We start from the raw sequence: 11,475 nt of genomic DNA, 5'->3' as shown, positions 1-11,475 counted from the left end.
TGTAGGGCTAGAGCAATCTGGCCCTTTTTTATAGATCCATCTAAAAAATATCTCATCTGCGCTTTTTTACACCAAAGGCTGCGTATCCAAATCTTTATTAAATTTCAACTCACCTCAAACATTGCTTAAGGTCTGCTGTTAACACGGGGAGTTTAGTGTGTAAAATTTTCGTTGTGACTGAGAAAAGCATATGAGCTTATATCATCTTATCTATTCTAGTACACCGACAAGGAATTTGTCAGATCAGGAACTGCAGGATCTGTTGGATGTAGCACGTGCGGCAAATGCTCAAAATGAGGTTACTGGTATGTTAGTTTGCTTCGACACCATGTACCTGCAACTAATTGAAGGAAAAGAAGACAAAATCAAGCAATTATATCAAAACCTTCTTCGCGATGCGCGTCACTATAACGTTCAAACGCTAAGAGAGGGACCGGTTAATGACCGTTTTTTTCCCGACTGGAGTATGGGCTTTGAGAAAAAGGAAACAAATCTGGAAACGAAAGAAGCTTCCTTCGAAGTTTTTACTGAAAAAAGCATAACACTTTTGTCTATTATAGACTCGGGTATAAGTTCTAAATAATAACATTATGAGAAATAGTATATCCAAAAGGAATAACGTTACCATCAGAGGTAATGGCGAGAAAGTTCTGCTTTTTGCTCACGGATTTGGTTGCGATCAAAACTCCTGGCAATTTGTGAAAGATACGTTTAAGGACGACTACAAGCTGGTGTTATTTGACTATGTCGGAGCCGGCAAGTCAGACCTAAAGGCTTACAATTCCTCACGATATGGAAGTCTTAACGGTTATGCCACAGATGTTCTTGAGATCTGTGAGGAGCTCAATTTAGAGAATGTCGTGTTCATAGGGCATTCAGTGAGCAGTATGATTGGAATGCTGGCTGCTATTGATGAGCCTTCTTTCTTTGAAAAACTTGTTTTCGTAGGTCCTTCTCCACGGTACCTAAACGACCAAGGCTATCATGGCGGGTTTGAACGGGCTGACCTTGAAGCTCTATTTGATTTTATGGATTCCAATTATTTAGGCTGGTCATCTCAACTAGCACCTGCAATAATGGGAAACCCAGAACGACCTGAATTAGGAGAATTTCTAACCAGTAGTTTTTGCTCTACTACCCCAGAAATAGCACGGGAATTTGCAAGGGTTACTTTTTTTTCGGACAATAGGACAGACCTGCCAAAACTAAAAGTACCGAGTCTTACACTTCAGTGTACAGATGATATAATCGCACCAATGAGTATTGGAAACTACATTAAGGCACACACTCCTTTCAATGAATTGTATCTGATGGAAGCAAGTGGCCATTGTCCACATATCAGTGAGCCACAAGAAACAATAAAAGCAATAAAGCAATTCTTAAACTAGAATATTGAGTTTGAGTAATATTGACCGGAGAGTGGTGGATGAATTAATTGATACAGAAGAACTCTATCAAAATGCTCCCTGTGGCTATTTATCATTCCTGCCTGATGGAACTATAATCAAGATAAATAGAACGCTCCTCAGGTGGTTGAACTACAATTCAGAGGAGGTGCTATACAAGAAGAAATTTACTGACCTTATCTCTAAAGGCGCTGCTCTCCATTTTGAGATGTTTTTTCGCCCCCTGGTAAATGCTACGGGTGTGGTTAATCAGCTTAGCTACGATATCCTGGCAAAAGATAGAAGTTCTTTTCCTGTTTTTCTAAGTGCAGTCTCCGTTAAAGCAGAAGATGGCCAGGTAAAAGCTGTAAATGCCACGCTTTACGACGTCAGGGAGCGTAAGCTTTACGAACAGGAATTACTGTTATCCAAGAAAAAAGCAGATGCAGAGCGCAAACGATTCGAGGTGCTATCTGACTTTAACCCAGAGATCATTTGGACAGCCGCAGCGGATGGTAAGATCGATTATGTTAACAGACGATTTTATCAATATTTCAATACTGCTGAATTTTCGCTTAATACCGCATTGGAGAAGGTATGTACTCACGATCGCTTCAAATTATTCAAGGCCTGGAGAACAGGCTTAAATAAACGTCAGGGCTTTGCAGTCGAAATAAGGCTTAAAAATCAGGCTGATTCATTTGAGTGGCATTTAATTAAGGGCGAGGTTTATATCGAAGAAGCAAGCGCCCCGGCGCGTTGGATAGGCTCTTGTACAAATATTGACAGTCAGGTAAAGTCTATCCAACGCCGCGATGAATTTATCAATATTGCAAGTCACGAACTAAAAACCCCTATTACCAGTCTCAAGGCTTACCATCAGATCCTTCAGAGAATAGCTCTGCCTGCCAATGCTGAAAACTTTCTTTCAAGAGCTAATATCTCTCTTAACTCTTTGGAATTCCTAGCAAGCAGCTTATTGGACGTATCTAAAATAGATGCTAATCAACTTTCACTAAACCCCACTACCTTTTCTATTACAGAAGCTCTGCAAGAATGTATTGATATTGTGTCGGCTGCCCGTCGCTCTCATACTATAATTTCCCAATTCGATCCTACCCTGTCTCTCGCCGTTTTCGCTGACAGGCAAAGGATTATGCAGGTTGTAATTAATTTGATAAATAATGCAATTAAGTATTCTCCTGATGCAGACCAAGTAGAGGTTTATTTGGAACCGAATGCTAGCGGGACTTTAGTGAAGATTGAAATCAGGGATTTTGGAGTTGGTATCCCTCAGGAACAGCTCGACCTGATTTTTGAAAAGTACTACAGGGTGAATGATACAAAGAATAACAATAAGGCGGCGGGCTTAGGTTTGGGGCTTTATATTATCCAGAATATCCTCCGGCACCACCAAAGCAGAGTTTTTGTTAATAGTGAGATAAATAAAGGAAGTAGCTTTTATTTTTCCTTGCCGCTTTCTCAAAGCTAAAAGGTGATTCCGTTATGGTGTACTCAACATCTGGAAAGCACGTTAGAGTACTGTTTTTTTAAATGTTTAATTGTAAAATTTACAATGAATTTCGAAATGTTTAGTCAGGAAAGCTTGTTTTCCTTGTTTCAACAAGCCCCAGTGGCGCTGGCTTACCTGAAAGGAGAAGAACTTTTAGTAGATGTAGCTAACACGCAAATACTTGAGTTATGGGGGAAGGAAAAAGAAATTATAGGATTGCCACTTATAGAAGCATTACCCGAGATCTCGGCTCAGGAATTCCCTGATCTGCTAAAAAAGGTCTATAGCACTGGAATCGAACAACGGGGTTATGAAACCCTGGCGAAGTTACAGAGGCATGGGGAGCTGGAGGATGCTTATTTCAACTATATCTATGCCCCGGTTCGCGATCAGGAAGGAATAATTACTGGCGTTAGCGTAGTAGCCACAGAAGTAACTGAACAGGTGTTGGCAAAGAAAAGTCTTATTGACAGTGAAAAGAAATTCAAAGGACTGGTTTTAGAAGCCGATGTTGCTACTGCTATATATGTTGGCCAGGAAATGAGAATAGAGGTGGCTAATGATGCCATGTTAGATGTTTGGAGAAAGGACGGGAAAGTAATAGGTAAAACACTAAACGAAGCGCTCCCTGAATTGGAAGGTCAACCTTTTCATCAATTATTGCAACAGGTTTTTCTTACCGGGATCACTTATAAGGCTACGGAGGACCCGGTAGACCTGATCGTAGAAGGGAAGCTCCAACGCTTCTACTACAACTTCAGCTACAAGGCTCTCAGAAATTCTAAAGGAGAGATCTACGGCATTCTGAACATGGCAGTAGATGTAACCGAGCAAGTATTAGTTAGACAAAAAGCACAGAATAACGAAAATAAGCTTAAAGACCTGATCCTGCAAGCCCCTGTAGCCATGGCGGTAATTAAAGGGAAGGAATTTATTATAGAAACAGCTAATGCCAAATCCCTCGAAATATGGTGCAGAACAGAAGCTGTTATAGGTCAAAAAGTGGTAGATGTTTTTCCTGAACTTATCGAGCAAGGCTTCATTGGTATTCTTGATAATGTATATCACAATGGCGAACCTTTCTATGGTACAGAACTTCCGGTTACTATTATGTATAATAATGGGCCTAAGACACTCTATATAAATTTTGTATATCACCCTATTTATGAAAACGGAGAAGTAACATCTATCATGTCGCTAGGGTACGATGTAACCGACCTGGTACTATCACGACAGCGGGCTGAGGAAAGTGAAGCGAGGTTTAAAAACCTCGTGGATAAAGCTCCTGTTCCTACCGCATTGCTAAGCGGCGAGAACATGGTGCTTGAATTAGTAAATGATGCCATGTTGGAGATCTGGGGTAGAGACAGAACTATCCTAAACAGAGAATTGTTGGATTTTATGCCTGAGTTGAAAGGTCAGGCTTATCCTGACCTGCTTCGAAGGGTTTATGAAACGGGAGAAGAATACACCAATACAGAAAGTAAGGCGGAGATCATAGTTAATGGCGAACTCAAGGTTTATTACTTCAATTTCACCTACAAACAAATAACCTTCCAGGAGAACCTAAAAAGTATTTTAGTAATGTGCATCGATGTAACAGACCAGGTGCTATCACGGAAGTTGATCGAAGAGAATGAATTGAAGTTGAAGGAAAGTCAGCAAAAGCTGGAAGAATTAGCAGATTCTATGCCGCAAATAGTGTGGACTGCTCGCGCTGACGGCTATCTTGACTATTATAATCAACAGTGGTATGACTACACTGGCTTCAGCAGAGAGAACTTCGGTGATGAAAGTTGGGCCCCCGTACTACATCCTGACGACCTGGACCGCGTGGTAGATACCTGGTATAAATGTGTACAAACGGGTACTGTCTATGAAATAGAATACCGCTTTATTGACCGGTTCAGGGAAGGTGAATACCGTTGGTTTTTGGGAAGAGCTGTTCCGATTAAAAATGAGGCTGGGGAAATAATTCGCTGGATCGGAACCAATACTGATATTAATGAATTTAAGATTTTACAGAAGCAAAAGGATAACTTCCTGGGAATTGCAAGCCATGAATTAAAAACACCCGTTACCAGTATTAAAGCTTATACGCAAGTGTTAGAAGCGATGTTAAGGACAGACGGAGACGCAAAAAAAGCAGCCCTGGTAAATAAAATGGATCTGCAGCTGAATAAGCTTACCTCTCTTATTGGTGATTTGCTCGACGTAACTAAAATACAAACCGGCAGGATGCAATTTAATGATGCTTCCTTTGACTTTAATACTCTGATCCAGGAGATCATTGAAGAGCTGCAAAGGACCACGAAGCATGAGCTTGTTCCTAAACTTGAATTTGAGGGAAGCGTTTTTGCTGACCGGGATCGTATCGGGCAAGTTATTACCAACCTGATTTCAAATGCGATCAAGTACTCCCCTCAGGCAGACAAAGTTATTATCTATTCACGCGCCGATGGGAATAATGTACGGTTGTGTGTACAAGATTTTGGTATCGGTATCCCAGCCAATAAAAGAGAGCGGGTGTTCGAACAATTCTACCGCGTTAGTGGTACTAAAGAACATACCTTTCCTGGGTTGGGTTTAGGTTTATATATATCTTCAGAAATCGTTAAGCGCGAAGGAGGCGAGATTTGGGTAAGCAGTACAGAAGGCAAGGGATCAACGTTTTGCTTCTGCCTGCCCCAGGACATTAATGCAAAAAATTAATTAACGCTCAAGAATGAAAAATAAGAATATAGTTGTGGTAGATGATGATCCGGGAATTGTAGATTCCCTGGAAGTGATGCTTGAATTTGCAGGTTATACTATAACTAGCTTTAGTAAAGGGTCTGATCTGTTCTCCTTCCTGGCAAGGGGAAGCGCAGATCTGATCTTGCTGGACATCTGGTTGTCTGGAGAAGATGGAAAGGAAATATGCCAGTTATTAAGATGTTCCCCTGCAACTCAGAATATTCCTGTAATAATGCTTTCAGCAAGCCGGGATCTGGAAAAAACAGCGAAGGAGGCAGGAGCAACCGAGTTTCTTGCAAAGCCGTTTGAAATGGATGTATTGTTGCAGAAAATAGAGTTATTAACTTCTGAGGGAACTATCTAGTACTGCAGGATCTGAGTCTATAAATTAAAAAAGGGAGCCTTAAAAGCTCCCTTACAATAACTTAGTTTTAACAATTGAGAAAATGAATTTAACCTTACCTAATAGCAAAGATTCTTTGTGCTAATTTGTTTTGATCTCAGAAATCTTTTTTGGTGTAACTATTTGCCGGGAAATGCAGTAATAATGTTATTGCTCCCAAAGCAATGTTTTTCATAGGTAGATGTAGGGCTAGAGTAATCTGGCCCTTTTTTATAATTATTGAAAAATATCCGTAATCTGAACTTCTGAAGAATTTCCGTCAGGTAAAACTTATTTTATTCTTCATAAAAACTGTAAACCAACAAACCTAAACACTTGTGTAGCTTTGTGTTGTTATATACTAGTGCCAGTAAATATTGCTAATACACCATTAGCCATTCATTCATTCGTCTCATCTGCTCCTTACTATGATAGAACATATTTCCTTTGATGATCCGGTTGAAATAGCATTGAATAGTATTACGGATGTATTTTTTGTATTGGATGCCGAATACAAGTTTCAATATATAAATAGGAGTGCGTGTGATTTTTTTAATACAGCGAAGACACAATTAATGCATGCCTCTTTCTGGGAGGTGTACCCCTTCAAAGAAGCTGCGCTCTTATCTGATATTCTAATACGTGCATCTTTACAAAGAGAAAAAGTTTCACAACAGTATTATTCTCTCAGCCATTCGCGATGGTTCAATGTTACAGCTTACAAATGGAACGAAGGCGTTGCTGTGATCCTGAACCTGGCGGATAGTGAAGGCCCGGTGCAGGAAGAGATCATTCAGAATATAAAGGTATTAAGTCTTGTACTTGACTACATTCCTCACATTGCGTTTATGTTGAATGAAAAAGCGGAGGTTGTTTATCTCAACAAACGCTGGACAGAATATACTGGGACAGCCATAGAAGAGGGCATGGGATATGGATGGGGTGAAAGAATTCATGCGGCGGATTTTGAAAAAAAAATGCTGCTTTGGGATCAAAATGTAGAATCAGGAAAAGCTTTTAAAACGAAGTTCCGGGTTTTGAACAAAAAAGGCGAATATCGGTGGCATGCCGACAGTTTAGTTCCCTTGCCAACAAAAGAAAAAAAGCCCTCATTGTGGGTGGGTACCGCTACTGACATACATGATTTTGTTTTGGTTAAAAGAAGGCAACAATTGGTGGAAGACAGACTCAGGGAAAGCCTTCACCTGGCAACTTCTATTACCACCACCACCCCAGATCTTATAATGATCTATGATATTCCTTCCGAATCTATAGTCTACCTGAATAAATCTCATCTTTCCAATTACAGTCCCGAAGAGCTCAAGAAGATGAATAAGGAGGAGAGGGTAGAGTTAGTACATCTCGAAGACCGGCAGGCAGCGTTATTTTTTCATGATCATTTTTACACGGCTACAGACGGAGAGATACGGGAAATTGAATACCGGGTTAAAAAGCAGCATTTAGCTGATCACGATGAGTGGATGTGGCTGAACGAACGCAGGATGGTTTTTCAAAGGGATGAAAAAGGATCTGTGCAGCAGTACATCGCTGTAGTACAAAATATCACAGACCGAAAGGAAGCAGAGATCAGGAAAACTGAAAATGAAGTTTTAAACAAGTTAGTAGAGAAGAAAGAAGAATTTATCAGTGTGGCAAGCCACGAGCTAAAAACACCTATAACAACAATAAAGGCTTCTATTCAGATTTTGAAACGCCTTATTCAAAACCATTCTGATGAAAATACCCTTCTTGTGTTTGTAATAAAGGCAACTCAACAAGTTAACAAGTTAATGTCCCTGATAGGAGATCTTCTAGACAACACAGGCTTTAAAGAAGGGAAGTTGCATTTGAATATTACCACATTCCATTTTGGTAGCCTTTTGGAAGAAGTTCTTCATTCTTATTCAAGCCACAGGCAAATACAAATAGAGGGCCCTGTAGATGTAGAGATAGAAGCAGACGAAGTGCGCCTTGGACAGGTCATCAATAATTTGCTTAGTAATGCAATCAAATATTCCCCGGAAGAGACTTCTGTTCAGGTAATTACTTCTGTTTATGAAGGATGGCTCAAAGTACAGGTAGTTGATAAGGGAAAAGGTATACCTCCCGAAAAGCTGGAACATCTATTTGAACGATTTTATCGCGTAGACGAGAAACTGACTGATGTTTCTGGCCTAGGGTTGGGTCTCTATATAATTGCCGAGATCATAAAACTCCACAAGGGAAAATATGGTGTAATAAGTGAGGTAGAAAAGGGATCTACTTTCTGGTTTGAAATTCCTTTAAAGCAAAACTGAGTTCATTAATTCAAAGCCTTTTAACCTAAATTTATAACGATTAATTTTGTGACCTGGTCTGTTCCTCGTTGACTAGCTGGAGGCTAAGGATAGGATAGGGGCGGTTCATACCATCCAATGGCGTTCTGCCAATAACCACAAAACCAAGTTTCTTATAAAACTCAAATGCCCTGGTGTTCTGTTCATTTACCTCTACCTTTCGTACCCCTTTCTGAAGCATGGCAAAATTCATCAATTTCATGCCTAATCCTTTTCCCATATGTTCAGGATGAATAAACAAGGCTTGTACAGTATCCTCGGATATACCAATAAAGCCGGTTTTACCGGTACTGTCACTCAAGCTATACAGTTCCAGCACCGGTAATATTGAGCTTAAAAGCTCTTTATACATTACTATGTCTTCTTCTGAAAGAAAGTGATGGGTACTTCGCACTGACGTCTCCCATAATTCAATCAGTTCAGGCAGTTCTTCCCGGTTCGGAATAAAAATTTCATTCATTTTATAGATCTGATTCTGGTTGAACCCAATTTACATTTTTTGCCCATATTTCAGCTCCTGCCATTAGAATATCAAAAACTGGGTCCTTAATTTCATAATAAGCAGTCATATTGTCTGGAAACCTCTTGGCAAGATTGATTTTCACCTGTTCATAGGCTTTGGTAGCGGCAGGATTATTTCTTAAATAATCGCGACATAAAAGAGCGTATCGTTGGTTGAACTTTCCCAATTTCCTGATATGAAGGTTTACTGCGGGCTTGTCCAGCTGAAAAAATACCTTCAAAAGTTCATCTTCGTTAAGAACGGCAATCCCTGGAGGATGGTGGTCGCTAACAATTTCTTTTCGTTGGATAAATCCACACACCATAATGTAGGCAAGTACATCCTTGTCGATGTCACTAACAGTTATTTGAATATCAATAACATCTTTTGCTGCCGTACCAGGAATACTGGTTGATCCAATATGATGAATAGCCAGCATTTTTGGTCCAACCGCCGCTTTTAATCTTTTTGCAATCTCTAAAAATTGCTTAGGCCATCTCGGTTGATAATCTATTATTGTTATCATAGCAAATTCTTTTGGTATTAATCGTCACACTACTCATTCAACAGCGCCTGGAATTTTTCGACAAAAAGCCCAATGTGATAACCGTCTGATAATCCATGGTGTACATGTATCGCAACCGGCATTGTTTTTACGCCATTCTTCTCATTTACCTTCCCGAAGGAGATCCTAGGAGAGCTATCCTTGGCAGAAAAATTACTTGCATGAGAAATTGACGTAAAACTAAGCCACGGAAGTGCAGAAAAAAGAATAACACTTCTACCAGAAACTGTAGGATATAAGGTAGTCGACCCTTGTACTCTTTGCACTTCCTCCAGTGCGTTTTTGTAGAACAATTCTTCTTCAGTTTGATAATCGATATACCCGAAACCAAAAGTATTATCAGGTCGCGGAATGGTCGGAGAAGCATGGACCTCGTCAAAGAGAAAAACCTTATCATCCAAAATTCTGTAGCGAAAGTTTTCAATCTGATTAGCTGCTTTCAACGCCCGGTAGAGATAGTATAAAAAGAAGGATTTTCCCATCTTTTTAGTATTTACGTAAGCTCTTGTACAATCGACTTCAACAGTTATTCCAAAAAACGGTTCCTCAAATTTCGAGAAGAAAGAAAAATGTTCTTTTCTGTTCCAGGTTCCTAGATCAATCAATGTCTTCATTTAATTCAAATAATTTAAAATATTGTCAATGCTTTTCAATTCCAGCAGGTTGGGGTGCTGTAAGTCCTCGTCGTGTATTTCATGAGCCCAGGTAGTATGGAAGGGAATATGGGCCGCGAAGGCACCCAATTCCAGCACCGGCAGGATATCAGATTTCACAGAGTTTCCAAGCATGAGGAAGTTTTCAGGCTGGCAATCCAGGTGTTTCAGCAATTTCAGGTAATTGCTCACCTTTTTATCACTCATGATCTCAATATGGTGGAAGTATTTTTCCAATCCCGAACGTTTTAATTTTCGTTCCTGGTCCAGCAAATCCCCTTTTGTAGCTACTATCAACCGGTAGTGTTTGTGCAATTGGTCGAGCGTTTCCGGCACACCCTCCAGGAGTTCAACCGGCTTTTGCAACAGGTCCTGACCAATCTCAATAATTTTAGAAACGAAGGCTGGTCCTGCAGAACTTCCCATAATGTTGATGGCTGTTTCGATCATACATAACATGAAACCCTTTACTCCATATCCGTATAGAGAAAGATTTTTCATTTCCGTCTTTAGCAGCGTTGCTGAAACAACACTCGCTGGGAGATAATTTTCCAGCAATTCGCAAAAATGAGTTTCCGCTTCCTGAAAATAAGGTTCATTTATCCACAAAGTATCATCAGCATCAAATGCTATCGTTGTTATTTGTTTTTTCACCTGTATATCCTGTTTTGTACTTTTATCAGCACGAAGCAAAGATCAGGAAGGAAAAACCAGAGAAAAAGGACATTTGTCCCGCACGTATATGTTAAGAACCAATCAGGCATTTTTAGCCTATGCTGAAAATCTTTACGAAAAGCAAGAACGTAAAGAAGACATCATTGTAAGAAAATATGTACCAGGTCAGACACTATTATGTCAGAATGAACCCGCTACCAAAGTTATGGTGGTAAGGGAAGGTATAACCAAATGCTTTTTTACAGAAAACAATGACAAGGACTATATTCTGGAGTTTTTAGGTAAAGGGGAGGTTATAGGTGAAATCGAATTTTTACGGAATGTACCATGCTTATGCAGTGTAATGGCGATAACGGAAGTAAGTGTTTTTGCCTTTTCTATTCCCTACTTCCAAACCTTAATAGAATCCGACCTTAAACTTAATCGTCAGTTGCTGGATATTTTTGCAGAAAGAATAACTAATACCTCAAGCCGTGCGTCTTATCAGCAATTGCATCCTGCGGAGTATAATTTAAAGAAACTTTTAGAACTGCAATCCAAACAGGATATCAGACTTTCCAAGGAGGATATGGCATCTTATCTCGGTATTTCCGTTAGAAGCTTAAACAGGAGTTTGAAGGAATTAATTTAAGTGTTACTCTGATTTTAGCAGTAAGATTTGATTGATTTGATTTAACCTATTTATTTCGCTATAGTAAGGGGAGAGATTAAAAGGAACCGATTAACAC

Annotated in this window: 11 protein-coding genes; 7 read left to right on the top strand and 4 right to left on the bottom strand. The window is 39.8% G+C overall.

From position 1 onward, the window contains the following. The first annotated feature begins 190 nt into the window (after positions 1-190). The 6 genes from J4N24_RS23475 to J4N24_RS23450 all read left to right on the top strand — a co-directional run bounded on the left by J4N24_RS23475 (position 191) and on the right by J4N24_RS23450 (position 8,313). Positions 191-583, top strand: a complete 393-nt coding sequence (locus tag J4N24_RS23475; protein WP_207536186.1) for a BLUF domain-containing protein — start codon at positions 191-193, stop codon at positions 581-583. A 7-nt stretch (positions 584-590) separates the two neighbouring features. Further along, complete coding sequence (locus J4N24_RS23470) at positions 591-1,388, top strand: alpha/beta fold hydrolase (RefSeq protein ID WP_207536185.1); 798 nt, start codon at positions 591-593, stop codon at positions 1,386-1,388. Positions 1,389-1,392: 4 nt separating this feature from the next. Then, a complete protein-coding gene (locus tag J4N24_RS23465; protein WP_207536184.1) occupies positions 1,393-2,877 on the top strand; it encodes a PAS domain-containing sensor histidine kinase in 1,485 nt (494 codons plus the stop codon). A gap of 84 nt (positions 2,878-2,961) precedes the next feature. After that, complete coding sequence (locus tag J4N24_RS23460) at positions 2,962-5,610, top strand: PAS domain-containing sensor histidine kinase (protein WP_207536183.1); 2,649 nt, start codon at positions 2,962-2,964, stop codon at positions 5,608-5,610. A gap of 13 nt (positions 5,611-5,623) precedes the next feature. Further along, on the top strand, positions 5,624-5,998 hold the full coding sequence (locus J4N24_RS23455) for a response regulator (protein ID WP_207536182.1): 375 nt from the start codon (positions 5,624-5,626) through the stop codon (positions 5,996-5,998). A 446-nt stretch (positions 5,999-6,444) separates the two neighbouring features. Beyond that, positions 6,445-8,313: a PAS domain-containing sensor histidine kinase gene (locus J4N24_RS23450; RefSeq protein WP_207536181.1), complete on the top strand. Its 1,869-nt coding sequence runs from the start codon at positions 6,445-6,447 to the stop codon at positions 8,311-8,313. A 40-nt stretch (positions 8,314-8,353) separates the two neighbouring features. On the opposite strand, the gene J4N24_RS23445 is transcribed toward J4N24_RS23450, so the two are convergent. From J4N24_RS23445 to J4N24_RS23430, 4 genes are read right to left on the bottom strand one after another with little or no spacing between them, the layout of a single operon-like run. Then, the gene (locus J4N24_RS23445) at positions 8,354-8,812 is read right to left on the bottom strand and encodes a GNAT family N-acetyltransferase (protein ID WP_207536180.1); all 459 of its coding nucleotides are present in this window, start codon (positions 8,810-8,812) and stop codon (positions 8,354-8,356) included. A gap of 1 nt (position 8,813) precedes the next feature. Then, on the bottom strand, positions 8,814-9,380 hold the full coding sequence (locus J4N24_RS23440; protein WP_207536179.1) for a GrpB family protein: 567 nt from the start codon (positions 9,378-9,380) through the stop codon (positions 8,814-8,816). A 29-nt stretch (positions 9,381-9,409) separates the two neighbouring features. Further along, positions 9,410-10,033 carry a chloramphenicol acetyltransferase gene (locus tag J4N24_RS23435; RefSeq protein ID WP_207536178.1) on the bottom strand — a complete coding sequence of 208 codons (624 nt, stop codon included), beginning with the start codon at positions 10,031-10,033 and terminating at the stop codon, positions 9,410-9,412. Continuing rightward, positions 10,034-10,726 (bottom strand): HAD family hydrolase, encoded by a 693-nt coding sequence (locus J4N24_RS23430; protein ID WP_207536177.1) that lies wholly within the window; start codon positions 10,724-10,726, stop codon positions 10,034-10,036. Between the two features lie 88 nt (positions 10,727-10,814). Between J4N24_RS23430 and J4N24_RS23425 the strand changes: the two genes are divergently transcribed. Beyond that, the gene (locus J4N24_RS23425; RefSeq protein ID WP_207536176.1) at positions 10,815-11,378 is read left to right on the top strand and encodes a Crp/Fnr family transcriptional regulator; all 564 of its coding nucleotides are present in this window, start codon (positions 10,815-10,817) and stop codon (positions 11,376-11,378) included. The last annotated feature ends 97 nt before the right edge of the window (positions 11,379-11,475 follow it).

The organism is Desertivirga arenae (genome assembly GCF_017355785.1).
Lineage (GTDB): Bacteria > Bacteroidota > Bacteroidia > Sphingobacteriales > Sphingobacteriaceae > Desertivirga > Desertivirga arenae.
This window is presented reverse-complemented; position numbering and strand designations above follow the sequence as displayed.

Coding starts and splice junctions, on each gene's coding strand:
- J4N24_RS23455 (WP_207536182.1), top strand. CDS start 5,624: ATGAAAAATAAGAATATAGTTGTGGTAGATGATGATCCGGGAATTGTA.
- J4N24_RS23475 (WP_207536186.1), top strand. CDS start 191: ATGAGCTTATATCATCTTATCTATTCTAGTACACCGACAAGGAATTTG.
- J4N24_RS23440 (WP_207536179.1), bottom strand. CDS start 9,380: ATGATAACAATAATAGATTATCAACCGAGATGGCCTAAGCAATTTTTA.
- J4N24_RS23460 (WP_207536183.1), top strand. CDS start 2,962: ATGAATTTCGAAATGTTTAGTCAGGAAAGCTTGTTTTCCTTGTTTCAA.
- J4N24_RS23445 (WP_207536180.1), bottom strand. CDS start 8,812: ATGAATGAAATTTTTATTCCGAACCGGGAAGAACTGCCTGAACTGATT.
- J4N24_RS23435 (WP_207536178.1), bottom strand. CDS start 10,033: ATGAAGACATTGATTGATCTAGGAACCTGGAACAGAAAAGAACATTTT.
- J4N24_RS23470 (WP_207536185.1), top strand. CDS start 591: ATGAGAAATAGTATATCCAAAAGGAATAACGTTACCATCAGAGGTAAT.
- J4N24_RS23425 (WP_207536176.1), top strand. CDS start 10,815: ATGTTAAGAACCAATCAGGCATTTTTAGCCTATGCTGAAAATCTTTAC.
- J4N24_RS23450 (WP_207536181.1), top strand. CDS start 6,445: ATGATAGAACATATTTCCTTTGATGATCCGGTTGAAATAGCATTGAAT.